We start from the raw sequence: 26,749 nt of genomic DNA, 5'->3' as shown, positions 1-26,749 counted from the left end.
GGTGTGTAAAGGCATGGAATTATTATGGTTTATTCCGGCTTATGGAGATGGTCGATATTTAGGAACGACAAAACGAGGAAGAGCAGCTGAATATGGTTATTATAAGCAAGTTGCTGCGGCAGCTGATTATTTAGGATATACGGGTGTTTTACTTCCAACTGGTCAAGGATGTGAAGACCCTTGGGTGTTAGCTTCAGCTCTTGCTGCTGAAACAGAAAAATTAAAATTTTTAGTAGCAGTGAGACCAGGACTAATGTCCCCTACAGTTGCAGCGAGGATGGCATCTACATTTGATAGAATTTCAGATGGGAGACTGCTTATTAATGTAGTAGCTGGAGGAGATCCAGTTGAACTACAAGGAGATGGATTATATCTTGATCATGATGAAAGGTATGAAGCAGCGGATGAATTTTTAAAAGTTTGGAAATCGACATTGCAAGGTGAAACGATCTCTTTAGAAGGAAAACATATTCAAGTTACAGATAGTAAAGTTGTATTCCCACCAGTTCAAACGCCATATCCTCCTATATATTTCGGAGGATCATCAGCTGCTGGAAAAGAAGTAGCAGCTGAACATAGTAATGTATATTTAACGTGGGGAGAGCCGCCAGAGCAAGTAAAAGAAAAAGTAGAAGAAGTAAGAAAACTTGCAGAAGAGAAGGGGCGTACAGTCCGATTTGGCATTAGATTACACGTAATTGTAAGAGAGACAGAAGAAGAAGCATGGGAAGAGGCCGAACGTTTAATTCAATATGTGGATAATGAAACAATTGAGCTTGCTCAAAAGACATTTGCAAGATATGATTCGGTTGGTCAAAAACGGATGACACATTTAAATAAAGGTACGAGAGAGTCGTTAGAGATAAGCCCTAATTTATGGGCTGGTATCGGACTTGTAAGAGGTGGGGCAGGTACTGCACTTGTAGGCGATCCGCATACAGTAGCAGAAAGGATAAAAGAATATGAATCGTTAGGAATTGATACGTTTGTTTTATCAGGATATCCGCATTTAGAAGAAGCGTATGAAGTGGCAGAATTGTTATTCCCATTATTGAAAGACAAGAAGAAAGAAGAAAATAAAATTGTTGGTGAAATGATTGCTGATGCATATGCATTAAAAAAATAGTGAGAAATAAAGTTTCACTTATTTATTGCTTCATTTTGTTTACTGCCTGTTAATAGGGTATAAAAAATCCGCAAGTTATTCGCTTGCGGGTTTTCATCGTAAATTATTAGAAAATATGGTAAAATCAAAGGGTAACTTAAGGTGCGGTTGGTTGTTCAATTATCACTTCTCCGAGTAGGAGGGGGGTGATAATACGTGAGTGAAATAGCGTTGCTACTGCAGGGTGGACTGTTTCTCGTTGCATTGTTAACGTTCGTCGTCGTTTTAATAGACAAGCTCAAAAAATAACAACCCACCTATGCCTATAGAATGTGGGTTGTTTTGTTTGTAAGAAACAAATAGGATAAATGAACAATCCAATCTGCTAAGTTACGTGGACTAGTGTGTAGCCGCACACTAGTCTTTTTTATTTATATACAATTTATAATTGGTTTATGTGATTGTATTGTTCTTTTCATACTCATTATAACACAGTGTCTTTTCATCAAGAAAGGAGACCGTATGTTCTGGTATCTATTATATAGTAGGTGCTTTTTCTTTGAACAGCCCATCCATATACTGTTTTAAACTTTGGACATAAAATTTCTGTGTATTCACATTATTTACACCGACAATGGGTGATGGAAGGTCAAATCTTTTTTCTGATAAATGAACGACAACATCAAAGATGTCAAACAAACGAATGAAGCAAAACAGACCGTCTTTATCGCTAAGTAAAATAAAGTAATGATTTTCACTACTTGTATTTAACGTATTCCATAAAGAACTTTTGCTTAAATCACGTACAATACTTTTTTCTTTTAGTTCCACGAAATCTGCATTTGAGAGAATGGTAGAAATATCAATCGCATCTTGATCTTCAAAGTAGCCATCAACTGCTTGTACAGCGAATGTATAAGCCATTTTTAATATACTCATTTTATATTTACGGTTATCTAATAGTAATTCCCGTTGAATAGAACTCGCTACTTTCGTTACACGTTCCTCTTTCCAAATTTCATTATGTAAGGAAATATCGTGCTTTTTACATAGTTTCATAATTAATGCATTAGAATAAAGAATTTCGTCGCTTACTTCGACAACATCAGTCTCAGCAGCCGCAAGTTCCTCACCGTGCTCATTCGTATAGAGTGGGGAATCAATTTGTCTTTTCATTTGTTCAATCTTAAATTGACTCAATTTATGCCTAATTAAAGGACGATCAATATTTGTTGTCATTTGTTCATGACAAGTATCACAAATTGAGTTTGTGAAATAATATCCACATAATATTTCTGGAATGACATATTGTTCACTAAGTTCTTTCGTATCTTTTCTGCATATGATGCATTGTGTCATTTTTATCACCTTTACCTGCAAATTTGTATGTAATCTCATTGTAGTGTATTTATCGGTATTTTGGAATATTGTAAAGGAAAATATTATGTGAAATTCATACTTATTTTGGTACAATGAAGAGAAGTGCTAGTTTAAAGGAGGCCGTTTTTTTGAAATCAAAAGTGCACTTTTGGACATTAGAAGTGCTAATGGTTGTAGGAATCATATTTATTTGCACAAAAATATCATTTTTATTTCAACCGATTGGTATCTTCATATCAACATTATTTTTCCCAATCTTAATCGCGCTTTTTTTATACTTCATATTTAATCCTGTATTAATCTTTTTGGAGAATAAAAAAGTACCTAGAAATTTAGCGATATTGCTGTTATATCTTTTTATCATAACATTAACTGCGGTTGGCGTTGGAGTAGTTGTTCCTACGATTTCACAACAGCTAATGGACTTAGTAAAAAATATGCCAGGCTACATAAAAGAGGGAAAAGTATACATACAAGAATTATCACATCATAGGTTGTTTGAATGGTTATCTACACAAAACTACGTTTCCATTGAAACAATTGAAAAAAATGCGATTGAATACTTAAAAGATATACCAAATACAATTACGTCGAGTGCAACGGCTTTATTTGGTATTATCACGAACGTTGCATTAGTTGTATTTACTGTACCGTTCATTTTATTTTACATGTTTAAAGATGGACATGCCTTTCCAGGAAAAGCGGTAAGTTTATTACCAGAATCTTACCGTGAAGAGGGGCTTCGTATCATTAAGGAAACGAACGAAACATTATCTGCATATATTCAAGGGCAAGCGCTCGTTTGTATATTTGTAGGTGCGTTTACTTTTATGGGTTATTTAATTATTGATTTACCGTACGCTTTCGTTTTAGGAATTATCGCAGCATTTACAAACATCATTCCTAACTTAGGTCCATTTATCGGGGCAGCACCAGCTGTTATTGTAGGACTGTTCGTATCTCCGATGCAAGCCTTATACGTAATTATTATCGTAACAATTGTACAACAGTTTGAAAGTAATATTATTTCACCACGTATTATGAGCTCGAAATTAAATATTCATCCACTAACAATTATTATTTTAATTTTAGGGGTAGGTAACTTTGCGGGAATTATCGGAATGATTTTAGCAGTACCAGTTTATGCAGTAACAAAAACAGTTGTTTCGAACTTAGTGAGATTGTTTAAGACGAAGAGAAGTAACCGAAAATAGTAAAAACTGAGGAAGATACACCGCTTTTTAAGTGGTGTATCTTTTGTTTATAAATAAATAATTAAAAGTGGGTTGATTTGATTTTATTATATATTTTTTATACATCAAATTCAGTGATAAACTTGTGTGATATAAGCTCTATAAAACTATGTGGAATCCCTCTGAACTATCCAAATCATTTCCTTACAGCGTGCTATCAACATCATAATCGACTCCTTTCAATTCTATATAGTTAAACGATTAAAGGTGAGTGTAGTACTTGCTTCTACGATCTCGAATTTCATCAATAACTTGTTTATATTGTCTTTCTTGTTTTAATTCATTTTGAGATATTGTTTCTTTTTGAATCGTAATCGTTAAAAAGAAAAGGTGAAACTTCATATGTGAATTCCTCCTTTCGAATTGGAATTACAGATGACTACAGTAATGACTTTGTCTTTCTTTTACAGAATTCATAGCCTGATTAATTTGTCGTTCATGAAGCATTTCAGACTCAGAAAATTTATTTTTTTGAATGGTAATGGTTAAAAAGAATACTTTAAATTTCATAAAATAATTGCCCCTTTATAAATGATTTAGAAAAAACGAGTGTAATAAGAAATTATAGGTGACTACAGTAATGACTTTGTCTTTCTTTTACAGAATCCATAGCCTGATTAATTTGTCGCTCATGAAGCATTTCAGACTCGGAAAATTTATTTTTTTGAATGGTAATGGTTAAAAAGAATACTTTAAATTTCATAAAATAATTACCCCTTTATAAGTGATTTAGAAAAGACGAGTGTAATAAGAAGATTGGCGCTCTTTTACTTCGTCCATAATGCTTTGGATGTGTTGTTCACGTAAAATCTCTTTCTGTGAAAGCTTACGTTTTTGAATGGTGATGGTTAAAAAGAATGCTTTAAATTTCATGAATATATGACCCCTTTAAAATATATTTTTAATACATTTGAGTGTAGTATGAACTTTTAATGTCAGTTATTTTATCAGTCAGTTGTTTTAACTGTTGTTTACGATTGATTTCAGTTTCAGATAAAGTATGTTTTTGAAGCATAGTCGTAAAAAAGAAAATATGAAAAGTCATAAATGAATTCCTCCTTTCAAAAAGGAATTACAGGTGATCACAGTAAAGTGCTTGGCGCTCCTTAACATCATTCATAGCTTTTTCAATTTGCTCATTATGAAGAATTTCATCTTTGGAAATTGTATTTCTTTGAATCGTAATACTTAAAAACAATACGCTAATAGTCATTGAATGTTGCTCCTTTCTTAGAAAAATAATGTAAGAGACTAAAAAATCGCGCAAAAAAACCACAGGAAGATACAGTTCTCCTATGGCTGGGCGTGAAAAAGCCACAGGAAAGTATACGACCTCCTGTGGCGAATTTATGAATTAAATGAAATAAATTACGATTTTCAATTCTCCATTAGGGTGGTCGAATTCATATTTAATTGTCCAGAAAACACAGGTGCAGTTAACGCTAAAGTTAATGCATGTAATTGTAATTTCATCATTTCCTTCGACCTCCTTTTAGAATTTTTTTCTTACGTTAGTAAGTATATACAATTAATGGATAATTGTAAACATAAAAAATGAAAATTTTTAATTTTGATTAAAATGCGTATATTTAAAAAGGGATTTGAAAGTAAATATTGTAATTAACGAAATATCGATAAAAATGGGGGATGCTAAATGAAATATATGCATCATAACATAATCGTTATGCTAACAATTTTTTTATTCATTACGGCTTGTTCTAACGGGGAAAGAATAAAAGATATATATGATGTTAGGTCAGATGATTTTAAGAAATATACTGGGACATACGTTGGTAATAATTCAGATGTGGTTGCAATTATTAATCATTTACCTGGTGGTGGAACAGTTCAAAGTATAAGTTTAGAAAATGAAAATATAAAAGTGAAATATGGTGCAAAAGAGAGTGGAGCTCTTACAGAAGAAATGATTGAGACGTATTGGTTTGATGAGAAAGATACGATGAAGAAGAATTTTCTCTTTAATGCTATATATTTAGTGATTTTAGTGCCAAATGCAAAAAGTTATGAGTTTCAGGTAGAGAATAAAAATTTTAAGATAACGAGGGAAGAAATGTTATCAATTTTGCATAGGATATTCGATGATTTTCCAAAAGAAAAAGATATATGGGATAAAAATAAAGTTATAAAGTTCTTTAACGGCAATGAAGAAAAAATTAAAATGCTTGTGGAAGATAAAGATTTTCGGAAATCTTTATTCGCTAAATATCAAGTGAACCAGTTGAAATAATGGAGGGGAGAAGATGGAGTTAGTATACAAAATTTCTTATCATAGAATGCAGGATCATTATTTACCTAAGTTAGTACAGGCAATTAGGCTCGTTAGTGAAGAAGATTTGTGGAAACAAGAGACCTCTGTTAATTCAATTGGTGGAATCGTACTACATATTTGTGAACATTTACAGAGAAATACAAGGCGTTATAAGGATCCAAATATAGTTTTTGAAAATGGAATTGAAGAATATTTTCCAGTGAAACAAATAAGCTCTGAAGCTTTGTTAAAAACTGTTGAAGAAATATTTGATGAGTGGGGAAAAGCATATATACAGGTCTGGGAAGAAAAAAGGCATATTGATCTTCAAAGTCTATTACATTTGGTTGAGCATACAAGCTATCATTTAGGGCAAGTAGTAGATCGTACAAAATGTATTGAGGGACAACAGTTTAATTTTTGTCAAAATGGTATAAATGAAAAGAATTTGAGAACAAGAGTTGAAACTTCGAATTTTTAGAAAGAGAGACATTCTTAATTGAATGACTCTCTTTTTTGTAAAAGAAATTTATGGAAAAAAATAATTCTATGTGATATGGTTAATTACATAAGTAATGAACCTATGAACCTAAGGTGGTGAAAATGTGAAGCCGACTCTAGAACAAAATAAATTAATATACATACAAATTGCAGAAACGATTGAATCTGATATTTTAAAAGACATATTGCTTGAAGAAGAACAAGTTCCATCGACAAATCAATTTGCGAAGATGTTACAAATAAATCCGGCTACCGCAGCTAAAGGGGTGAATGTATTAGTGGATGAGGGGATTTTATATAAAAAGAGAGGGATCGGGATGTTTGTTGCAAAAGGAGCAAAAGAAGTTGTACTAAAAAAAAGACAAAATACTTTTATGACTGAATATTTACCTAAAGTGTGGGAAGAAGCGAAAGTACTAGAAATATCAAAAGATGAATTGATGGATATGATTCAAAAGATTACGAAGGAGGGGAAAGAGGGATGATTGCACTTGAAACGAAAGATGTAACGAAAAAGTATAAAAAGAAAATAGCTGTAAATGAAGTAACGATTTCATTGGAAGAGAATAAAATATATGGTTTGCTTGGAAGGAACGGAGCAGGGAAAACGACTTTATTAAATTTACTAGCAGGACAAATTACTTCAAGTAGTGGAAGTGTATCAATATTTGGTGAAGATGTTTTTGAAAATAGTAAAGCGATGCAAAATATTTGTTTCGTTAGAGTAAAAGAAGAGTCTCATTTAAGTTATAGCGTAAAAGAAATTTTTAAGATATGTAACATGTTTTATAAAAATTGGGATCAGAAGTTTGCTGAAGAACTTGCGGGTAAATTTCAGCTTAATATAACAGAGAAATACCATAAACTATCTCATGGCATGCAAACAGTTGTAGGAATTATTAAAGGGTTAGCAAGCAGAGCGACAATTACTATTTTTGATGAACCAACTACAGGATTAGACGCAGCACATCGTGAGTTATTTTATAGTTTACTACTAGAAGATTACGGGGAGTATCCCAGAACAATTATATTATCAACACATCTGGTAGAAGAAGTAACCCATGTTATTGAAGAAGTAATTATCATAAAAGAAGGTGCACTGGTTGTTCAATCAACAGTGGAAGATTTATTGCAACAAGGTCATATTATTTCAGGGCAAAAAGGTAAAGTGGAGGAGTTCTTGATTAATAAAAAAGTTATAAATAAAGAAATTTATGGGAATAAAGGTATTGCTGTTATATGGGAAGGGCTTTCTAATGAAGATTGTTACTCTCTTGAAAAAGAAGGTTTAGTAATTGATAGAATTACATTACAAAAACTATTTATTCACATGACTGGTGGTGAAGTGGAATGACGATGTTAATGAAACAATTGAGGTTACATATAAATTTTCATTATAAAGCAATTTTAATATTTTGGATTGTAGCTTTATTAATAAAAGGAGCTTTATATGCTGCTCATTTAAATGAAGCGAAAGTTGGTTATTTACCCGAAATTATCAATAATCCTTCAATTGCAATTATGATTTTTATAGTAGGGAGTGTTTTCATTGTTCAAGATGATTTATTTCGTTTAGCAGTTTCATTTGGTATAACGAGAATACAATATTTTATCGGAGCGATTTGTTATATTGTGTTGCAATCCGCATTGTTTTCATTCCTTCAAATACTGTTTTTACAAGATATAAAATATAACTTAGTAAATGTTAACTTTGGAGAGCAATTAATACAACAGTTTATTTTACAATTTTTATTTTATGTTACGATATCATGTTTCTTTCAAGTAGTAGTAATTTTTAAGCAAAGATTTCAATGGTTTGGTCTCATGATTGGTGGGTCGCTTTTCCTTTCAACAAATAGTGTGCTGTATGGAGAAGTAGGGATAAAAGGATTGTTATTTACAAATGATGTATCTTTAATAGATATCCCTTATTTTATTGTTATTTCAATTGGATTAACAATTCTTTATATCATAACTAGTAGTATATTTATTCGTAAAGTATTATTTGAACGAACAGTTTAAAATAGTGATAGATTATTCTTTTAGGGAGAAGGAAAATATATGGGAGACACGTCCTCACTAATAACCGTCTTTTTATGCATTGCACTACTGATATTTTGGCGTCGTTATCGCTCCATGCATAAGCCAATAAAGGGATCGGGAAAACGTATTTTATGGCCATTACTATTTTTAACACCAGGTATTGTATGGTTTTTAGGTCCCGTACATCCAGCTATATTACAAGTAATTATAGCGGTATTCATTGGTGTACTTTTTGCTGTACCGCTTATAGTATTAACAAATTATGAACGAAGAGATGATGGGAATATTTATACGAAAAAAAGTGCAGCTTTTTTAATTACTTTTATTGCACTTGTCGTTTTGAGATACGGTTCAAGAAAATATATTGTTGACTTAGATCAGCAAACAATAGGTTTATTATTTTATGTTGTTGCAGTATCGTATATTTTTCCTTGGAGAATTGCCTGTTATATAAAGTTTAGAAAAGTTTGGCGGGAAAATAATAATCATGCTATATGAAAACTTCTCATTTGAGAAGTTTTTTTATTTTTACAGGTAAGCAAAACAAGTTGTTGAAGGGCAGGCTGTCATAGAATATGATACATATTATAATAAGGAAAAGTTGAGGGGATAAAAATGCGTACAATTTTACTTTTTCTAAACAACATGTTCATTAGCGAAATCGAGGACATTAGGCAAAAACATGATCCTTTATTTGGATTAATTTCACCGCATATTACAATTGTATTCCCATTTGAAAGTTCGATTTCAAATGATGAGCTGAAATTACATATTATAAATGTATCAAAACCGATACAGAATATAGAAATTGAATTTACGAATCAAATTACAAGTGAAAGAGAATATTTGTTTTTACGAGTTGAAAAGGGGAAAGAACAAATAGAGGAACTACATAATATTCTATATACAGGACCTTTATTACAATTTTTGAAAGAAGACATTCCGTACATCCCGCATGTAACAGTCGGAAGAAAAGAAAGTGCCGAATTAGCTGCTGAAGTAGTGAAGGAGATTCCTAGTTTTCATGGGAAGTTAAATTGTGTGATTGATAGAATAAGCGTGGAGCGAATTGGAGAGAACGGGGAATCAATTATTGAATTTGAAGTGCCATTTCTAAAAAGCTGACAAAAGTCAGCTTTTTATTTCGTAGCATGAAGTAATGCACCAATTGCACCGCTATTACCACCATCTTGTAAAAAGATTGGTGTTTTATTTTGATATTCGGTGTAGCTACTAATAATATGTTGAAGTTGTACGTTATTACATAAAGTCGAACCAATATAAATAATATGTTCAATGTTTTTTGTTTCAGCGAATTGAAGGCTTAATGCAGTAACGACTTCACCGACAAGTCCTTGTACAGTAGCTAGTATATCGGAGCTACTATTATTTGATTCTGTAATGGCTGCTTTTCCGAAGTTACTAGCAGTTAAGTTATTATCGATAGGGGAAAGAATAACACCATAAATATCTCCAACCGTAATATCTAGCTCTTTTCTAGATCCTACTTTTGTTAGAGGTATTATATCTTCAAAATGATCTATATTTGTTAACAATTTTGAGAGTCCCATAATAGTCCCACCGCCAACTCCGGTTCCACCAGCGCGAATATATTGTTCATTATAAACGTAATGGATAGAAGTACCTGTACCGATATTGGTTAAAATAAAATTGTTTATAGTATGTTGTTCTTCTTTTAATATGAATTGGACACCTGCAAGAGTAGCTTCAAATTCGCTTAGCTCTATTATTTTATATGAACCTGTAAGCAGTTGCTGTAATAGTTTCGATTTACCACCCGTAATACATATTTGTTTTATGCCATTGTTGTTTTTAATCCAATCTATTATTTTATGTTGTTCATGCGAATAAAATTTTTCAAAAGTTAATAGCTTTTTTTTGTTAAAATAAGCTATTTTCGTTAATGTGCCTCCAGCATCGATACCGATAGTACGTTCCATTTTCCTGCTCCTAACTACGTAATATGTTTTCCTATTTACTTAATCGGTTGAGAATAGATATTTCCAACTGATATAAGGAACACTTTAATCTGCTTGATATATTAATAGTTTTTCTATAGTTACAATAGGCTGGTCGTTTACAGTTGCAATACCTTTACCAAGAACAAAACCTCGGCGATTGCGCGTTAGCTCATAATGTAAATCAAGTTTATCACCGGGATATGCTTTTCCGTGGAATTCAACTCCATCTAAAGAGGAGAGGAATCCTAGTCCTTCAGAATCACTTGTATGTACAAATGCACTAAGTTGAGCAAGTGCTTCTACAATTAACATATGAGGCATATGTTTGTGACTATCATTTATAAACCATTCGTTATTTGTAATGAGTTTATATCCTGTAACGAATTCATCTTGTTTTACATTTGTTACTTTATCAATCATTAAAAATGGATAACGATGGGGAAGTGTGTCTTTAATATGCATATGAAAGTACCTCCAATTAATAATACCCCTGCTAAAGTTAAGCAGGGGAGCCGGAATTAATTTTTAACTAATTCATTTACTTTTTCAAGGACGAAAATGCCGCTATTTCTAATGTTTTCAACAACTTGTTGCAACACTTCTTTATCTTGAACGAGTGCAATACGTACGAAGCCTTCTCCGTGAGGTCCAAATGCATGACCAGGTGTAACAACGACATTCGCACGATCCATTAATGCATAAGCGAAGTCTAGAGAAGTCCATCCTTGTGGAATTTCTGCCCAGACAAACATACTACCAGCTGGCTTATCGACATTCCAGCCAAATGTTCGGAATCCATCGACTAAAGTATCTCTCCGTTCTTGATAAATATTGCGGTTTTTCTCACAAAATGCAGCGCCATTTCTTAGTGCTGCAGATGCTGCTTTTTGAATTGGTAAAAATACACCGTAATCGGTATTAGATTTAAATTGAGTAAGTGCACGAACAATTTCTTCGTTTCCAATCATATATCCAATACGGCTACCTGCTAAACTATAACTTTTTGACAAAGAATTGATTTCTACACCAACTTCTTTAGCACCAGGTACAGAGAGGAAGCTAATTGGCTTATTACCATCGAAATAAAATTCAGCATAAGCAAAATCATGGACAACGATAATATTATGCTTTTTCGCGAATGCGATTACTTCTTTAAAGAAATCTTCATGAGCCATTGCTGGAACGGGATTCCCTGGGAAGTTTAAAATCATCATCTTCGCTTGATCGGCAATTTCTTCAGGGATGACTTCTAAGTCTGGTAAGAAATCATTCTCTTTCTTTAAAGGCATGTAGTAAGATGTTGCACCAGCCATTTGAATACCTGTTTCATAAGCTGTATATCCTGGATCAGGAACTAATATAATATCACCTGGATTTGCATAAACCATAGGTAAATGAACGAGCCCGTCTTGTGAACCCATTAATAATAAAACTTCTTTATCCGCATTTAATAAAACGTTATGAGTATTGTTGTAATATTCAGTTACAGCTTCGTGAAATTCTTGAATACCTGATAATGTATACCCGTAGCTCTCTTTCTCACTCGCTGTATGTACCATTGTTTCTCTTACAAAATCAGCGGGCGGCATATCAGGATTTCCGATGCTCAAATCAATCATGTTATGACCTGCTGCAATTTTTTCTTTTTTATAGGCTCCTAATTCACTAAATATAGAAGATTGGAATGCTTTCATTCTAGTTGCTAACGTGTAAGTCATCAAAACCCCTCCTAAAACAGTGCTTTCATTCTGCATTTTTAATTATTCTGAAAACACATGTTTATATTTTATCATTTTTTTATGAAAATTAAAATGATTGACAAATTTAGAGGAAGGATTAGCCTATTTTGAAAAGTATCGATGTAAATAGCGTAGATGCGTTAATTGAAATGTCTATTATAGGATTCATTTTATATAACTTAAGGTATTCTCTAGTTTTTATTAAGTATATTTCTCATGTTTTGAATGAAAAAGAATACGAAAACAAGGGCTATTTTTGTGGCCGATTTCTAAAGTGAAATAACGCAGAAAATATTTTCTGCGTCTCCTCTGAAATGTAATCATTTCTTTTTATATGTGCATAATTTTTCGGCTGTCAAAAAGTATACATTTAGTGTACCGTCGGCAACTTTTAAAGTTTGGTCCGATGTAAATGAATTACCATAATCAATGTGATATACATTAGAATTTTTGACAAATGAGCCTTTATATAAATCGTCTTTATTCTTTGTGGTTTGCATTTCTACTAAATTTTGCACAATTTCCTCTTTATTTTCTTTTTTGACAACTGTTTCAAATTTATAATATACAGGGCATTCACCATTTTTATTGTCAACGACTTCCCAAGAACCGTATATATCGTTATTGCTGCATCCACTAAGTAGGATGATTAGTATAGGAATTGTAAGTAGAACCTTTTTCATTTTGTGCTCCTTTCTTTTAAATTTGAATAAACGTGCGAATACGATAGGGATATTATAATAAATAAAGTTTAAATTTTTTTAAAGAATTATTTAATTTCATATAAAAATTTAGGAGAAATTAAATAAGCATGAATCTAGTGTAAAGTCAGATTCATGCTAGTACCATAGCCTATGTTATGTCTTTTTTGAGGATAAATAAAGAGGAAAGCAGAATCACTATTCCATTTAATATATATACGCTTGCGATCATAAAGGCTAACGTACCTGCGCCAAATCCTGCTTTATCGAATATAGAAGCAAATGTTGCGATAGTCAAAAAGATAATGGGAGTCAGTAGTAAAAATATGAAACCTGCCACGATTCTTTTTTTAAAACTATGTCCAGATAAGGAAATGGCTAAAAAGTTTAGGATGCTAAACAGCGCAATTGCAAAGAGCAGGACAATAAATACTTGGATGCTATCAGACATTTTACCACTCCTTTTATAAAGAGTACTTTTTATAATCTATTCGAAATTAAAGGAGGATACTCCTTTAGGTAATTTCAATAAACGTAATAAATAGGCGTATTATAAAACAAAGAAGTATGGATTCAATATTAGATCCATACTTCTTTGTTTATTTTATAAATTCGCAGATTGCGAATGCTGTTTTTCATAATGTTTCTGCTTAGAGAGGGAAATAGAAATAATCAATAATGAAACGACTCCGAAGATGAGAACCATATATTGTAACCCAATTGTATCTAAGAAGAAGCCTGTGCCAAGTAAGACGATTTGGAACATAACCCTCTCAAACATATTACGGAATGAGAAGAGGCGACCGTGATAACTTTTTTCCACTTTCGTTTGGAAAATCGTCGACATAATAGGGAAGAAGCAGCCAACACTAAACCCAAACAACCCAAATGATGTAAGAGCCATCCATTTTATATCGCTAAAGAACAATGACAGATGTGCAAAAGCAGTACAAACTGCGAAGAAATATAGTAATTTTTCAGGTTTGAAATGATCAGATAGACGTTTAATTACGAAGGCACCTATCATAAATGCGACACCTTCAATTGTATATATGAACCCTTTAATCGTAGGATCATGTTGCATTTCGCTAATGTTAATAACCATTAAATTAAACCCAGCTATAAATAATAGAGGGATGATACTTAATATAAGTGCTGTAAAAGCAATAGGAATTCCTTTTAAAATACGAAATACTTCCATAAAGCTATTATCTTTTGCAGCTTGTTTACTTGGTGTTGTTGATTTCTTGTCTTCGAATTGTAGGAAGAAAGTCGAGAGGAATAATAAGGCGTATGCTGCCATTGAGAAGGCATACATGTACTGTAAACTCATCACAACTAAAAGAATTCCACCTAGTGAAGTACCTGCAATACGAGCAATTGTACCAACATTCATATGTACACCGTTCATTTGTAATAACTCATACTCACGTACGATGAGTGGAATTACAGATTGTAATGCAGGGAAATAAAATGCTGCTGAAATTTGAAGAGCAACCATAAATGCAATCATAAATGCGATACTTTCAAATTGAATAGCAAAAAACATGAAAATAACACTTAAAACTCGACCAAACCCAGCGTAAAGAAGAACTTTTTTCTTTTCATACTGATCGATGACACGGCCAGCCATAGGTCCAACTAGAACACCGGCTAATAGTCCGATAAATAATATAACTGATTTCATGAAATCAGAAGGGACATATTTTTGCATAAATTCAAGGTTGCCAAGAATACCAAGCCATAATCCTAGACCTGCAATAAACTCCCCAATTAAAACAATCCAAACGTTTTTATTACGCCACATAACATAAAACCTCTCCGTCTTTTAAAATGAAAAACGCGTATATAAAACCTCCTTATTTATGTAGTGTTTTTATACGAACTTTTTTAGAGTCAGAGTCTATATTACGTGTTTCATAAGTGGATTTCAATCTTTTTGATTTGTCAAAAATTTGATGTGTTAAGTGCTGAAATAAGTGAATCAAAACGTGAAAATTTTATGATTAAAGCTAATAGAAAGTAAGAATATATATATAAAAGCAAGAACGATAACTACGCCTCGCTTTTCTCAAGTACAAAATTAAATATTAGATTCACTTAGCAACATTTTTGCTCTTTTTCAATAGCTAAAGCGCTAAAAGATAGAGGACCAACAACTTCTGCACTAGCACCACTAGTAAGGTTTTCTACAGTTAATGAATATTCGTGTGTTCCACTGCTAACGTTTTGATCTATAGCTTGAAATGTTTGTACGTAAAATTGTTCAGAATCTGTAGATTCAATACCTACTTGTGCATTAAAAATTTCAATATTATCACGGAAAATTCGGAATAAAACTTGTGAAGTCCCAGTTATTCCTTCTACACCAATTGTAGCGATTAATTCTACTCGATTATTACGTGAATCTCTACTTGAAATTCTCAATTTCAAATTTGCTAAAATTGCTTTATTTGGAGAAGCTGGGATTGCAAAAGTTGTTTCACCAGTTTTACTAATAGGTTGAGTAGCTTGGTAATCAATGATATGAGTCATATTCTTCACCTCCTTATATACTAGAATATGAAAATAGTGAAGAATTAGCTTGGACAAATACTAGATTATTTAATAGAGTCAACAACAATTATTGAAAAGAAGAAATTCACATAAAAGCATTAAGAATATATCACAATAAGATGATATTTTTCTTAATGCTTTTTGTAATTAAGCAGAGTATTCTTCTTTACGTACTTCAAAAAATTCATTACGTCGTAAGTAATTATAAATTTTCTCTGAAACCTCTTCTTCTTCAGACACCAAGAAACGATGATCAAAAGCGTAGAAAGATTGACCTTTAATTAATTTTACGTAATACATATTAAACGCCTCCTGACACTAGATTATTACTTGCTTCATATTTATGATGGCCTATATGTCTGCTAAAAATACTTGGAGTTTCAAAGGGGATAAGCAGAGGGATGAAAGAGCTTACAATTCTGTAAGGTTTATGTCACCTTTTTCGATAGTTTACATTCGCTAATTTCTTCTATACTACAAATAAGTTACATAAAATAAGGGGGTAAAAAGATGGATGAAGTAATTGGAGAAGTTGTAGCAGGCATTTGTGAATTTGTAGTAGAAGTAACAGCGGATGCTATAGGAAGTTTAGTTTCCGGAAATGATGAGGAAAAAGAAACATTATAATAATTTGTAAAAGTATAAAGTTGATCGAATTAAAAAAGCTGATTTCCAAAGGGAAGTCAGCTTTTTTATTTTTTACATTATATTAACTTATTTTGAATATTCATTTGTTATTATATAGAAGAAACCGATATAAGGAGGTGAATAAACAAATATGTCGAATTTGGAGTGTGATTTATCTGTTTCTCGTTTGATTGTGGTAAATATAGAGGAAAAAGAATATCATTTTATTGTTCGTGAACATCCGATTGTAGGGGATTTTATATCGCTATTTGAAAATGGAAAAGAATATGGTTTAATAGATAAACAAATCGCTAATAAAGATAAATTTATTACATCAGAGCTTACTAAGTTAGATTATTTTAATATAGATGTTTTATATCTTACACCTGGGTGGATATGGATTGGTATGGATCAATTTGGTTTACATGCTCGTGAGGCTACTTATAACGAAGTAGATGTTATTATGAAGTTGAAAGAGGATTTATATTATATAGATATATACGAAGAAATAAAAATATAGTCAATATTTAGTCAGGTTAGGGGGAAAGTTCCCGTAGCCTTTTTTTTGTTTAATGAAATAACGTATAATCATATTATTTTGATTATAAGGGAACGTGATGAGAAGTGAGATGAAAAGAGGATTTGAAAATACATGAAGAGAATTGTAATAATTATATGAGTCGTATATGTAAATAACAATAGAAAGAAGATGATAATATGAGTAAAGAAGAGCTTGTGAAAAAACAGTTTGGCAGTAATGCAGATAAATATGTAAATAGTAAAATACATGCTAAAGGACTGGATTTACAATATGTAGTTCAACAAGTTGAGTCTCGTCATAATAATCGTCTTCTTGATGTTGCTACTGGTGGCGGACATGTGGCAAATATGTTAGCACCCATGTTTGAAGAAGTAGTTGCACTTGATTTAACAGAACAGATGTTAGAAAAAGCAAAAGTTTTTATAAAGCAGAATGGGCATGAAAATGTATCTTTTGTAGCAGGAAACGCAGAGGATTTACCATTTGCAGACCATTTTTTTGATACAATCACATGCCGGATTGCAGCCCATCATTTTATGAATCCGGCTCAATTTATTTATGAAGTAAATCGTACATTGAAGGATAATGGATTATTCATCTTAATAGATAATGTTTCGCCAGAAAATAATGAATATGATACATTTTATAATTTTATAGAAAAAAAGCGAGACCCAAGTCATGAACGAGCTCTAAAAAAGACAGAATGGCTTACTTTATTAGAAAAAAACGGTTTGCAAATGCAGTCATGTCTTACTTTTGATAAGAAGTTTGATTTTGACTGGTGGTGTAATATGATGGATGTCCCTTTACAAAAGCGTGAAAAATTAACAGAATGTATGATGAAAGCACCAAACGAAATGAAGGGATATTTTAATATTCAATTTAAAAATAATAAAGTAGAATCGTTCTATACTGAAATGGCTATGTTTATATGTAAAAAAAGTACAACGTTAAAAAGATAAATGTGTTGCAGTCTTTCTGAAGTACGATATACTTAGTACAGAGAAACTGAGAATTGAGGAATAGTTATAATGATTCGTGTACGCATTGAAGGTTCTGAGGAAGAAATGCTTGAATTTATGGGGAAAATGCCAGACATTCCTGGATTTGAAAAGACACATATGAGAGAGCCGAGAAAAGGAAATAACCCGAAATACGATTCAAGTAAAAATGTACTTGCATATTTGTCTTATAAAAAGATTGAAGTCGCCAATAAATAGGCGACTTTTTTAGTTTGCGCTGTTTCACCGCCTTGTCTTTTTCACATAATAATAATAGTAGATTATGCTGAAGAGGGGTGAGAATAGTTAATAAGAAAATTATCTTTTTTGGAGACTTTGGTATTGATGACGCCGTAGCGTTAATTTATGCAAATAAAACATGTAAATTAGATATTCTAGGTATTGTTGCTGAGTACGGGAATGTATCACGAGATATCGTTACGGAAAATGTTTATTTTTTAGAAAGGTACTATGCTACACAAGTGAAAATTATTGAAGGTGCGAGTAGACCGATGACAGCTGAAGAGCCTTTGTTTTTCCCTGAAATCCACGGGGATCACGGTTTAGGTCCTATTATTCCACCTGAGATGAGAATTTGTAAACGAGAAAATTTTTGTGAATTAATCAAATTAATCGAACCTTGTCCAGAAGATATTATAATTGTGGCGACAGGGAGACTAACGACGCTTGCTACGTTATTTTTATTGTATCCAAATATAATGGATCGTATTTGTTCGTATTATATAATGGGCGGCGCTTTCCTATTTCCAGGTAATGTTACACCAGTATCTGAAGCGAATTTTTATGGTGATCCAATTGCAGCAAATATTGTTATGAAATATGCGGAAAACGCTAGCATATACCCGTTAAATGTAACACAGGGCGCGCTTATTACGCCTGAAATGGCCAATATAATAGATAAACAAGGAACTGGACAGGCGAAACTCATTAAACCAATGATTGATTTTTATTATGAGAATTTCTATAAAAAAGAATATCCGGGTATTGGTGGAAGTCCTATACACGATTTACTACCGTTTATCTCGTTTATAAATGACAGTATTTTCGAATATAAAAAATCGGCAGTGTGGATTAGTACGACAAATGATGTGACTAGGGGCCAAAGTGTAGCAGACTTTAGAAAAATAGCTGAGCCAACAAGGTTTGATGATCGGCCGATTCAAAGAATTGCTGTTGGTTTTAACTATGCAGCTTTTAAAGAAGAGTTTATGCGAACAATATTGAAGCCAGATTGTTCTTAATGTGTGTAATAACAAGTCGGATAAATCGTTAGTTCAAAAAAAGGTTTAATCTGTGTGTATTATTCTCAAAAATCTTAAAGTTGAACAACATGAATAACTTATGAAAAATGTCACATAACTAATGGTAAGCAATTGTTTCTAATTATATTTTGATTGGTGAAATGTAAAGGAGGTTATTATATGATTTGGTCTTTAATCGTCGGTGGTATGTTAGGATGGCTTGCGAGCTTAATTACTGGAAAGGACGTACCTGGTGGTGTAATTGGTAATATTATTGCTGGTATTATCGGTTCTTGGGTTGGTTCGAAATTACTTGGTAGTTTTGGTCCAGTCATTGGCGGATATGCAATTATTCCAGCTTTAATCGGTGCGATCATTTTAATTTTCATCGTAAGCTTCTTATTACGAGCAATGCGAAAATGAATGTAAGGACTGTTTACATTTGTAAGCAGTCCTTTTTATATGTTATGCTAGTATTATACAATCAGGAGGTGTCAGCATTGAAATCATTTACAGTAAATTTCCATCAAGAAGATAATGCAAAAGCGACAACAGTACATAAATTAAGTGAAGAGGACTTCAATAAAGCAACTGAAAAAGGTACTCGTCATTTATTTGATTTAGATACAAACGTTGGCTTCTTCGTATTCTTTGATGCAGAAGATGCAGAAGGAAATGATCAATACTTAATGTTACAATATGAAGGGGATCATGAAGAACCAACTGCATGCTACGGATTTGATTTAAAACTATACTATCAATTTTTAGCACTATACTTAAACGATCTTGAATTCCAAGGCGAAACAGATGAGGAAGAGGAAGAATACGGTCCAATTCATCATTTAGCGCATTTACTTTATCATATTGTTGAAGATGGTAAATCAATTGAAGTGTAATATACATATTTGAAGCTGCTCTTTTTGGGCAGCTTTTTTATATGACATTGAAATGGTGTACTGTAAGCTAAATAAGGTGAAATTTTAATCAGTGGGGGTTTTGTTCATTCCCACTGATTATCAGTTCTCACCAATTTAGCTTTTACGGGCAGCAGGGCCCCCACCTAACTTCTTTGTTTCCGCTGAATTTTGAGGTGGGGATCTTACTGCCCGGCAAATAGCGGGATAAATTAATAATAGAAATTTATTTATTACTTTCATGTTAGCGTCGTAAAACACCTGTTATAATGATTGTAATTAAATTCTTGGAGGCTAATTCTATGCTTGTAGATGTAAAAGCTTTTATTAAAGCTGCAGGTTTAACATGTATTTCATCATTAAGTGGAGATAACACGTTTGCTTATAATTTTGAAACAGTAAAAAACACTATCGCTACATTTTTTAAGAAGCTAAGATTTACCGTTTAATTTCATTTCAACCAGTAGGAAAAGAGTAATCACTTCCTACTGGTTTTTTTGTTTCAAGGAGCTGTTGTGACAGCATGTTTTAAGTTATAGATAGAGGATATTATCATCGAGAAGAGAAGGTTTAAAGAAGGAGATGAATACGATGATTAACAATATAATTCCAAGTTTTTTAAAATTATGGGAAAGTGACGATTTAGAATTAGAAGTCCTTAATTCATACTATACTTCGCATCCGGTTGATTATCGAAATGAATAAAATACAATAGGGGGTAAAAATGATGAAAGTATATTTCAAAATAGTTATGTTATTTCTTGCTTTTACATGCACATTTGCATTAGCAGCATGTAAAGGGACAGACGAAAAAAAGGAAGCAAATCCAGCCTCGGAAAATCATAAAAATGAACAAAGTAATTCTTCAGAAGAAAAGAAAAATCTTGAAGCAAAACCAAGTAATGAAAAAACAACAAAACCATCAGCTGAGCAAGATTCGAAAGATAGAACACTTAATCAAAAATCAATTAACCACGTTAAAGATTTGTTTGAACTAGCAAAAGAAGGAAAGGTACCTAATGTGCCATTTGGAGCCCATACAGGGGATATTGAAGAAATTGAAAAAGCGTGGGGGAAAGCAAATAAAACCGAATATGCAGGGAATGGAATGTACGCAACTTTTACAAATAAAAATGTTGTTTTCGGATTTAATAAAGGGTCACAAGTTTTTGATGTACGCTCATATCATGCGGAACTAAAATTGATTACATTACAAGAAATTGAAAAAGCATTAGGAAAACCATCTTCAGTTAAAGAGAATGGTGAAGATAAAATATATGTATACAAAGTAAATAACCAGTATGAATTGAAATTTGTCATTCCAAAATCGACTGGTAAGGTCGATCATATTTCCGTATTTTCGCCAGAGGATAGTATTAATAAAATGGCAGGATAAGAAATTAAGTGATTTCAAAAACACCTCACTTTCTTGAAGTGAGGTGTTTTTAGTTGTAAACAAGGAATGTCTCCTGTCATATAAAACATACTTTCATATGCGAAATACTTCACTTTTATTTTTTAGCATTTATCCAATAAGAAATGTTGATCTACTGAAAAAGTAGTAACCTATAAATTATGTGTAGGATGGTTCACGATTTTTTTACGTTCCAAACTTTGAACAAATAGCGCTTGAACAATACCTCCAACTAATAAGAAGCTAGCACAAATATAAAACAGCATACTTCCATTTAACTTACTTAATATAACTGCGCCAATAACTGGTCCACACGTTCGAGATATATCCCAGTGTATACCGTAAATTGAAAAATATAAACCACGTTTATCATGAGGTGCAATTTCTGAAACGAATCGTAATAAATGGTTTAGAGCAATACTTTCTCCAATGACTAAAAAGAGTAAGGTGAAGAATAACGACAATATCGTCGTTGAATAACTAAAGCCAACTGCAGCTATTGTATAGCAGGCGTAAGAAATAAGGATGATTTTCGCCATAGAAAATCGTTCAGACCATTTTACGAGGAAGATTTGTAGAATGATTTCCAAAATGGCTTTGCATGTTGAAATAAATGCGAGTATGAATACGAGATTAGGAAATACATGTTCTGCAAAAATACGATAATTCGTCTCAGTTTGTGCATAAAAAAAGCTAATAGGAAGTGTAGAAACCATAAGACCGAATATGGCGTAATGTTTAAAAACAAATTGCTTTGGTGAACTTGCCTCAACTGTTTGTTTCGACTTACTTATAGGTGGAACAGTTTCTGGGAGCTGGGTCCAAACAACAACAGCATATATCGTAAGAGTTACACTTTGCACGATAAATAAATATTCTGGGTGAGTATTATAAAAACTTGCACCGATTAAAGGGCCGACTACGGATCCGATTGCTCCCATCGTTTGTAGGAGAGCAAAAATCTCTGCTTGCTGCTCTTGTTTTGTTAAATCAGCAATTTGTGCACGCTGAGCTGGAATGTATAAGGAACGGCCAATACCATTAATGACATATAACAGTGCAAATATAAAAACGGATTGAGCGAAAACGAAACTACCGATTGCAACACCTTGTAGTAATAATCCGAGTAACATAATCTTTTTTCGGCCATATTTATCAGTAATTCCTCCAGCAATAAGTGTAAATAAAATGTCTGAAAGTGGCTGCAGTCCGAAAATCAGCATAGTTATTATTACATTGCCGTTTAACATTTTATTGACGTAAATAATCATAATGAGAGCTAACATAGATTCAGTCGTTCGGGTTAATAATTCACCGCACAGTCTAATAAAAATAGGTTTATTGTAACGAAGTAAGAGATAATTCAATATTAATTCCTCCTTTCTATATTGAAATGATAAGATGAAAGGAGAGTTGGAAAAAGGGTAGAAACAATAGGGAGTATTTTTCACCTTTTAGGGGGAGTATGATGTTTATTTTAGATCAATACATTGAACTATGGATTGCTTATGGAAAAGGGAAAAAAGAGGGAGAACGATTGGAAGTAACAGTGCAAAATATATCTAGAACACTATTTTGTACAGAGCGTAATAGTAAATTAATTATAAAAAAATTAGATGAGTTAAATTGGATTAAGTGGTTTCCAGGTCGCGGCAGAGGAAATCGTTCTAAGTTAATATTTCAAAAGCACCCGATGTCTTTAATTTTAGATAGAGGAAAAGAAATAACGAAAAAAGGGGATGTGAAAAGCGGAAGCATATTTGTGGAACGCTATAGCTCACATTTTCCATCGGTAAAGGGAGAATATCACTCCTGGGTGGATTCAATATTTGGTCATAAGGTTGAAATGACATCTGAAGGGAGAAGAGATGTACTCCGGTTGCAAGTACAAATGAATTTAGATATCACATTAGATCCTGTATACGCTACAATGCGTTCAGAATGCCATATGGTAAAACATATATTCGACACACTCGTGTATGTAGACGGTAATACAAACATTATAGAGCCAAGACTTGCATTTCACTGGGAATATAATGACGCTGAAAAAATATGGACGTTTTACTTACGAAAAGGAGTTCACTTTCATAATGGAAAACAACTTACTGCACATGATGTTATATACTCGTTGAATCGATTTATGAAGCTGGAAAATAATGCACACGCATGGATGTTACAACACGTTGAAAATATCCGTTCAGTGGATGACTACGTTTTCGAAATTCAATTACATACGGAAAATCGAATGTTTTTACATATGCTAAGTGCAGAACAGTGTTCTATCGTGAATGAAGATGAAGCAGGAGGGTTAATTGGAACAGGGCCTTTTCAATTATATAAAAGTAATGAAAATCTGTTCATTTTAGAAGGACATCCTTTATATTTTCGTGAAAGACCTTTTTTAGATCGTATTGAGTTGTGGAATGTAGAACAAGGTGTAAGTACATACGATGTTTTAGTAAAGGCGCAGTATAAAGATAAAGAAAAATATAATAAAGAATTGTCTCGGCTTGAGTCGAACGTGACATATATAACATGTAATCTTACGAAAGAAGGACCAATGCAAGATGCGTTATTTCGGAAAGCGTTATATCAAATCATTCATGGTTATACAATCGTTCAAGAACTCGACGGAGAACGTGGAGAAGTGGCAAAGAAACTAATATTAGCAAATGAAAGCATAGTAGATATTGACGAAGATATCGAAAGTTTAATTAAAAGGAGTACTTATCATAGTGAAGTGCTACAACTCTACACATTTACAGGACGAGATCATGTTGAAGATGCACAATGGATACAAAAAGAGTGTGCGAAGTACGGGATTCGTGTAGAAAATAATTTTCTTGAGATAGAAGAGCTATTGGAAGTAAGTACGATACAAAAGGCCGATATGATGCATGATAGTGCCACAATAAGTGAACGAATAGAAGATAGTTTATTATATATGTTTCTTACAAAAAATAGTTTTATTCATGGACAAAGCAGCATGGACTTTCATGAAAAGTTGTCTCCTTATTTTAGACAAGAAGAATTAGAGAAAAGAGTTACACTGTTACGCGATATCGAGGATACTTTGTTACGTCAAATTCATATTATTCCTTTATATCGTAATAAACAAGAGGTAAGTACACATGAAAAAGTTCAAAATATAATGATTAATTCACAAGGTTGGATTGATTTTTATAATATTTGGTTTAAATCTTGATATATAAGGGCTTTTGCACATTTTCATAAGATGTGTAAGAGCCTTTTTGTATGTGAGAATAGGTTTGTTTTACACATTGTTACGCTACTTGTGATAAAAGTCTATTTACAGCGTAACAGTGTTATGTTACATTGTTATCAGGAAGGAGTGTTATACAGTTGAGTACAGATTTAATTTCAAAAAAAGATTTATTAGAACTAACTGGTATTTCATACGGACAGTTATATAGGTGGAAAAGAAAAAATTTAATTCCGGAAGATTGGTTTGTACGAAAATCAACGTTTACAGGTCAAGAGACATTTTTTCCGAAAGAAAAGATATTAGAGCGTATCGATAAAATCCAAACGATGAAAGAGGATTTATCACTTGATGAACTAGCGAACATGTTTTCACCGAGTGTGAGAGAAATTCTTTTAACAAAGGAAGAGATTTTACGCAAGGGGATTGCATCAGAACCAGTTTTACAATTTTTCATAGAACAAACGAATAAAACAGCAGAGTTTCAATTTGTAGACATTCTTTATGTGTACATGTTAGAAGAATTACTACAATCAGGAGAGATTAGTTTAGAAGAAGGAAAAATGGTCTTGCAAGTTTTACGTGAAAATTATGAAGCAATGAAACATAAAACTTGTGACTTAATCATCGTCCGAAAGTTAGGGATTTCTACATGTTTATTAGTTTCAAACGTGGACGATTTAATTTTTGAAAAAGGCACCAAAATCGTTTTACGCGAAGCGATTATGAAATATACCGAAGCATTAAAAACTAAATTGTTGTAGTGGAGGAGAAAGTATGCGTACAGATAATTTGATTATAAATGGTTACGGTTCATCGAATGGCGGCGAGTTTCATAAAGTGCAATTAAACGGAAAAGGAACTGTGAATGGAAATGTTGAATGTGAGCAATTTGAATGTAACGGTTACGGTGCAGTTACTGGTGATTTGAAAAGTAGCAGTGCACGAATTAGCGGATCTGGTAAAGTTGATGGTACAGTTCATGCTGAAACGATGCGAATTGATGGAAAAGCAACAATTACGCAAAATGTAAAAGCAAACAGTTTGAAAATTGCAGGAAAAGGTACGATAGGTGGAAATGTCACTGGTGAAGAATTTAAAGTCAATGGTCAAGCTACAATTGACGGTAATTGTGAAGTGGATACTTTTTCTTCAGAAGGACAATTTACAATCGGTGGTTTATTAAGCGCAGATGAAATTAATATAAATATTCACGGTACATGTCGAGCGAAAGAAATTGGTGGTCAAACGATTAAAGTAAGACATAGATCAGGTACATTTAGTAGGTTATTTAAAACAGTGTTTGGCTTGCAGTTAGAAGCTGAACTATTAGAAGGTGACAATATCGATATTGATTATGCTCACATAAGAACGGTAAGAGGAAACAATGTTACAGTAGGAGCAAACTGTGAGATTGAACTGATTGAATATACCGGTGTTCTTACTGTTGATAAAAATGCAAATGTAAAAGAAATTAAGCAGGTTTAACGGAAGGGAGAAATCAGTATGGAACATCCACATAGTCTCACAGTAAATGGTTCTGGTAATTCAGCAGGCGGAGATTATAATAAAGTGAAGATTCGCGGTGAAGGAACAATTACGAATGATATGAGTTGCAATGAGTTTAAAACGTACGGAACGAGTGATGTACACGGTAATGTGAAAGTGAAAAACTATGTCGTGTATGGAGATAACGAAGTACAAGGAAATGTAGATGCGGAATATGTAAAAGTATATGGTAATACACAAATTCATGGTGATGCTCATATTGAAAAAACAAAAGTTAGAGGTATGATAGATATTGAAGGAAAGTTTTCAGGTGATTTCGTAGATGTAAAAGGTGCTTTAAATGTAAAGGGAGATATTGAAGTAGAAGATTTATCATTAACTGGTGGTCTTGAAAGTGATGGATTACTTAATGCTGAAAATATTCAAATCTCACTTCGTTATGAAGGCAGTAAGGTAAGAGAAATTGGTGGTAAAAAGATTACTGTTCGTAAAAAAGCGAGATTTATTCCTTTTACTAGTCATGCTGGAAACCTCCAAACTTCGATTGTTGAAGGAGATGATATCTATTTAGAACATACGATTGCTGAAGTTGTAAGAGGCAACAACGTCACAATTGGTCCTGGATGTGAAATTAGTGTTGTAGAATATCATACTAGTTTTAATCAAAAAGGTAATGCAGTCGTAAAAGAACATAAACAAATATAAGTAGTATGAGGGAGAGCAAGAGAT

38 protein-coding genes are annotated in these 26,749 nt (G+C 32.7%); 22 read left to right on the top strand and 16 right to left on the bottom strand.

Annotation, left to right across the window (positions count from 1 at the left end):
* The first annotated feature begins 13 nt into the window (after positions 1-13).
* Both ssuD and ACUN13_RS16675 read left to right on the top strand, forming a co-directional pair.
* Positions 14-1,126, top strand: coding sequence for an FMNH2-dependent alkanesulfonate monooxygenase (gene ssuD / locus ACUN13_RS16680; RefSeq protein WP_000422246.1), 1,113 nt, complete (start codon positions 14-16; stop codon positions 1,124-1,126).
* Between the two features lie 195 nt (positions 1,127-1,321).
* Positions 1,322-1,414 carry a putative holin-like toxin gene (locus ACUN13_RS16675; RefSeq protein ID WP_001289320.1) on the top strand — a complete coding sequence of 31 codons (93 nt, stop codon included), beginning with the start codon at positions 1,322-1,324 and terminating at the stop codon, positions 1,412-1,414.
* Positions 1,415-1,642: 228 nt separating this feature from the next.
* Here the strand turns inward: ACUN13_RS16675 and ACUN13_RS16670 are convergent, their stop codons facing one another.
* The gene (locus tag ACUN13_RS16670) at positions 1,643-2,464 is read right to left on the bottom strand and encodes an HNH endonuclease (RefSeq protein WP_000189709.1); all 822 of its coding nucleotides are present in this window, start codon (positions 2,462-2,464) and stop codon (positions 1,643-1,645) included.
* A gap of 149 nt (positions 2,465-2,613) precedes the next feature.
* Here ACUN13_RS16670 and ACUN13_RS16665 point away from each other — a divergent pair, with 149 nt between their 5' ends.
* Positions 2,614-3,699 (top strand): AI-2E family transporter, encoded by a 1,086-nt coding sequence (locus tag ACUN13_RS16665; RefSeq protein ID WP_409532132.1) that lies wholly within the window; start codon positions 2,614-2,616, stop codon positions 3,697-3,699.
* Between the two features lie 240 nt (positions 3,700-3,939).
* Here the strand turns inward: ACUN13_RS16665 and ACUN13_RS16660 are convergent, their stop codons facing one another.
* From ACUN13_RS16660 to ACUN13_RS16635, 6 genes are read right to left on the bottom strand one after another with little or no spacing between them, the layout of a single operon-like run.
* Positions 3,940-4,080 (bottom strand): YrzI family small protein, encoded by a 141-nt coding sequence (locus ACUN13_RS16660; RefSeq protein ID WP_000668497.1) that lies wholly within the window; start codon positions 4,078-4,080, stop codon positions 3,940-3,942.
* Between the two features lie 27 nt (positions 4,081-4,107).
* On the bottom strand, positions 4,108-4,248 hold the full coding sequence (locus ACUN13_RS16655) for a YrzI family small protein (RefSeq protein ID WP_000669806.1): 141 nt from the start codon (positions 4,246-4,248) through the stop codon (positions 4,108-4,110).
* Between the two features lie 52 nt (positions 4,249-4,300).
* Positions 4,301-4,441: a YrzI family small protein gene (locus ACUN13_RS16650; protein WP_000669805.1), complete on the bottom strand. Its 141-nt coding sequence runs from the start codon at positions 4,439-4,441 to the stop codon at positions 4,301-4,303.
* Positions 4,442-4,467: 26 nt separating this feature from the next.
* Complete coding sequence (locus tag ACUN13_RS16645) at positions 4,468-4,611, bottom strand: YrzI family small protein (RefSeq protein ID WP_000668965.1); 144 nt, start codon at positions 4,609-4,611, stop codon at positions 4,468-4,470.
* Positions 4,612-4,639: 28 nt separating this feature from the next.
* A complete protein-coding gene (locus tag ACUN13_RS16640) occupies positions 4,640-4,783 on the bottom strand; it encodes a YrzI family small protein (RefSeq protein WP_000142710.1) in 144 nt (47 codons plus the stop codon).
* A 27-nt stretch (positions 4,784-4,810) separates the two neighbouring features.
* Positions 4,811-4,951 carry a YrzI family small protein gene (locus ACUN13_RS16635; RefSeq protein ID WP_000156193.1) on the bottom strand — a complete coding sequence of 47 codons (141 nt, stop codon included), beginning with the start codon at positions 4,949-4,951 and terminating at the stop codon, positions 4,811-4,813.
* Positions 4,952-5,392: 441 nt separating this feature from the next.
* On the opposite strand from ACUN13_RS16635, the gene ACUN13_RS16630 reads away from it, so the two are divergent.
* The 7 genes from ACUN13_RS16630 (at position 5,393) to ACUN13_RS16600 (ending at position 9,676) form a co-directional block, all read left to right on the top strand.
* Positions 5,393-5,986, top strand: a complete 594-nt coding sequence (locus tag ACUN13_RS16630) for a DUF4825 domain-containing protein (protein ID WP_088345558.1) — start codon at positions 5,393-5,395, stop codon at positions 5,984-5,986.
* A 13-nt stretch (positions 5,987-5,999) separates the two neighbouring features.
* Positions 6,000-6,488 carry a DinB family protein gene (locus tag ACUN13_RS16625; protein ID WP_000424643.1) on the top strand — a complete coding sequence of 163 codons (489 nt, stop codon included), beginning with the start codon at positions 6,000-6,002 and terminating at the stop codon, positions 6,486-6,488.
* A gap of 124 nt (positions 6,489-6,612) precedes the next feature.
* A complete protein-coding gene (locus ACUN13_RS16620; RefSeq protein ID WP_000805185.1) occupies positions 6,613-6,993 on the top strand; it encodes a GntR family transcriptional regulator in 381 nt (126 codons plus the stop codon).
* The gene (locus tag ACUN13_RS16615; RefSeq protein WP_000560923.1) at positions 6,990-7,862 is read left to right on the top strand and encodes an ABC transporter ATP-binding protein; all 873 of its coding nucleotides are present in this window, start codon (positions 6,990-6,992) and stop codon (positions 7,860-7,862) included. The genes ACUN13_RS16620 and ACUN13_RS16615 overlap by 4 nt, the downstream gene beginning before the upstream one ends.
* Complete coding sequence (locus ACUN13_RS16610; protein WP_445423881.1) at positions 7,859-8,530, top strand: DUF4052 domain-containing protein; 672 nt, start codon at positions 7,859-7,861, stop codon at positions 8,528-8,530. Before ACUN13_RS16615 ends, ACUN13_RS16610 begins: the two co-directional genes overlap by 4 nt.
* A gap of 39 nt (positions 8,531-8,569) precedes the next feature.
* The gene (locus ACUN13_RS16605; protein ID WP_000502965.1) at positions 8,570-9,049 is read left to right on the top strand and encodes a CcdC family protein; all 480 of its coding nucleotides are present in this window, start codon (positions 8,570-8,572) and stop codon (positions 9,047-9,049) included.
* Between the two features lie 117 nt (positions 9,050-9,166).
* Positions 9,167-9,676 (top strand): 2'-5' RNA ligase family protein, encoded by a 510-nt coding sequence (locus ACUN13_RS16600; RefSeq protein WP_001259199.1) that lies wholly within the window; start codon positions 9,167-9,169, stop codon positions 9,674-9,676.
* Positions 9,677-9,690: 14 nt separating this feature from the next.
* On the opposite strand, the gene coaW is transcribed toward ACUN13_RS16600, so the two are convergent.
* From coaW to ACUN13_RS16560, 8 genes are all read right to left on the bottom strand, one after another.
* Entirely contained in the window at positions 9,691-10,512 is an 822-nt protein-coding gene (gene coaW, locus ACUN13_RS16595; protein ID WP_000442503.1) for a type II pantothenate kinase, read from the bottom strand.
* A gap of 84 nt (positions 10,513-10,596) precedes the next feature.
* Positions 10,597-10,995 (bottom strand): 3-hydroxyacyl-ACP dehydratase FabZ family protein, encoded by a 399-nt coding sequence (locus ACUN13_RS16590; protein WP_000547649.1) that lies wholly within the window; start codon positions 10,993-10,995, stop codon positions 10,597-10,599.
* Positions 10,996-11,051: 56 nt separating this feature from the next.
* On the bottom strand, positions 11,052-12,251 hold the full coding sequence (locus tag ACUN13_RS16585; protein WP_000222697.1) for an LL-diaminopimelate aminotransferase: 1,200 nt from the start codon (positions 12,249-12,251) through the stop codon (positions 11,052-11,054).
* 341 nt (positions 12,252-12,592) lie between these two features.
* A complete protein-coding gene (locus ACUN13_RS16580; RefSeq protein ID WP_000757022.1) occupies positions 12,593-12,955 on the bottom strand; it encodes a hypothetical protein in 363 nt (120 codons plus the stop codon).
* A gap of 169 nt (positions 12,956-13,124) precedes the next feature.
* The gene (locus ACUN13_RS16575) at positions 13,125-13,424 is read right to left on the bottom strand and encodes a hypothetical protein (RefSeq protein ID WP_127064012.1); all 300 of its coding nucleotides are present in this window, start codon (positions 13,422-13,424) and stop codon (positions 13,125-13,127) included.
* Between the two features lie 153 nt (positions 13,425-13,577).
* On the bottom strand, positions 13,578-14,780 hold the full coding sequence (locus ACUN13_RS16570; RefSeq protein ID WP_409532129.1) for an MFS transporter: 1,203 nt from the start codon (positions 14,778-14,780) through the stop codon (positions 13,578-13,580).
* Between the two features lie 293 nt (positions 14,781-15,073).
* Positions 15,074-15,508: an exosporium protein ExsC gene (gene exsC / locus ACUN13_RS16565; protein ID WP_257115417.1), complete on the bottom strand. Its 435-nt coding sequence runs from the start codon at positions 15,506-15,508 to the stop codon at positions 15,074-15,076.
* Positions 15,509-15,676: 168 nt separating this feature from the next.
* A complete protein-coding gene (locus ACUN13_RS16560; protein WP_000291905.1) occupies positions 15,677-15,829 on the bottom strand; it encodes a YqbF domain-containing protein in 153 nt (50 codons plus the stop codon).
* 478 nt (positions 15,830-16,307) lie between these two features.
* Here ACUN13_RS16560 and ACUN13_RS16555 point away from each other — a divergent pair, with 478 nt between their 5' ends.
* From ACUN13_RS16555 to ACUN13_RS16520, 8 genes are all read left to right on the top strand, one after another.
* Positions 16,308-16,676: a hypothetical protein gene (locus ACUN13_RS16555; protein WP_445423880.1), complete on the top strand. Its 369-nt coding sequence runs from the start codon at positions 16,308-16,310 to the stop codon at positions 16,674-16,676.
* Between the two features lie 197 nt (positions 16,677-16,873).
* A complete protein-coding gene (locus ACUN13_RS16550; protein WP_257115415.1) occupies positions 16,874-17,659 on the top strand; it encodes a class I SAM-dependent methyltransferase in 786 nt (261 codons plus the stop codon).
* Positions 17,660-17,728: 69 nt separating this feature from the next.
* Positions 17,729-17,917 (top strand): DUF3970 family protein, encoded by a 189-nt coding sequence (locus ACUN13_RS16545; protein WP_000621873.1) that lies wholly within the window; start codon positions 17,729-17,731, stop codon positions 17,915-17,917.
* A gap of 77 nt (positions 17,918-17,994) precedes the next feature.
* Complete coding sequence (locus tag ACUN13_RS16540; protein WP_409532127.1) at positions 17,995-18,960, top strand: nucleoside hydrolase; 966 nt, start codon at positions 17,995-17,997, stop codon at positions 18,958-18,960.
* Between the two features lie 180 nt (positions 18,961-19,140).
* Positions 19,141-19,383: a GlsB/YeaQ/YmgE family stress response membrane protein gene (locus ACUN13_RS16535; protein WP_445423879.1), complete on the top strand. Its 243-nt coding sequence runs from the start codon at positions 19,141-19,143 to the stop codon at positions 19,381-19,383.
* 77 nt (positions 19,384-19,460) lie between these two features.
* On the top strand, positions 19,461-19,856 hold the full coding sequence (locus tag ACUN13_RS16530; RefSeq protein WP_000834883.1) for a hypothetical protein: 396 nt from the start codon (positions 19,461-19,463) through the stop codon (positions 19,854-19,856).
* Positions 19,857-20,176: 320 nt separating this feature from the next.
* Positions 20,177-20,323, top strand: a complete 147-nt coding sequence (locus tag ACUN13_RS16525) for a hypothetical protein (RefSeq protein ID WP_000959548.1) — start codon at positions 20,177-20,179, stop codon at positions 20,321-20,323.
* Positions 20,324-20,598: 275 nt separating this feature from the next.
* Complete coding sequence (locus ACUN13_RS16520) at positions 20,599-21,270, top strand: YjgB family protein (protein WP_002025942.1); 672 nt, start codon at positions 20,599-20,601, stop codon at positions 21,268-21,270.
* A 170-nt stretch (positions 21,271-21,440) separates the two neighbouring features.
* On the opposite strand, the gene ACUN13_RS16515 is transcribed toward ACUN13_RS16520, so the two are convergent.
* Entirely contained in the window at positions 21,441-22,655 is a 1,215-nt protein-coding gene (locus ACUN13_RS16515; protein ID WP_001108464.1) for an MDR family MFS transporter, read from the bottom strand.
* Between the two features lie 101 nt (positions 22,656-22,756).
* On the opposite strand from ACUN13_RS16515, the gene ACUN13_RS16510 reads away from it, so the two are divergent.
* The 4 genes from ACUN13_RS16510 to ACUN13_RS16495 all read left to right on the top strand — a co-directional run bounded on the left by ACUN13_RS16510 (position 22,757) and on the right by ACUN13_RS16495 (position 26,725).
* Positions 22,757-24,493 carry an ABC transporter substrate-binding protein gene (locus ACUN13_RS16510; RefSeq protein ID WP_088338525.1) on the top strand — a complete coding sequence of 579 codons (1,737 nt, stop codon included), beginning with the start codon at positions 22,757-22,759 and terminating at the stop codon, positions 24,491-24,493.
* A 158-nt stretch (positions 24,494-24,651) separates the two neighbouring features.
* A complete protein-coding gene (locus tag ACUN13_RS16505; protein WP_000102257.1) occupies positions 24,652-25,275 on the top strand; it encodes a YhbD family protein in 624 nt (207 codons plus the stop codon).
* 13 nt (positions 25,276-25,288) lie between these two features.
* On the top strand, positions 25,289-25,999 hold the full coding sequence (locus ACUN13_RS16500; RefSeq protein ID WP_001258384.1) for a bactofilin family protein: 711 nt from the start codon (positions 25,289-25,291) through the stop codon (positions 25,997-25,999).
* An 18-nt stretch (positions 26,000-26,017) separates the two neighbouring features.
* Entirely contained in the window at positions 26,018-26,725 is a 708-nt protein-coding gene (locus ACUN13_RS16495; RefSeq protein ID WP_000400903.1) for a polymer-forming cytoskeletal protein, read from the top strand.
* The last annotated feature ends 24 nt before the right edge of the window (positions 26,726-26,749 follow it).

The sequence above is a fragment of the Bacillus cereus group sp. Bce041 genome (assembly GCF_052646455.1).
Note: the sequence above shows the minus strand (reverse complement) of the source record. Positions and strands in the feature narration are given on the sequence as shown.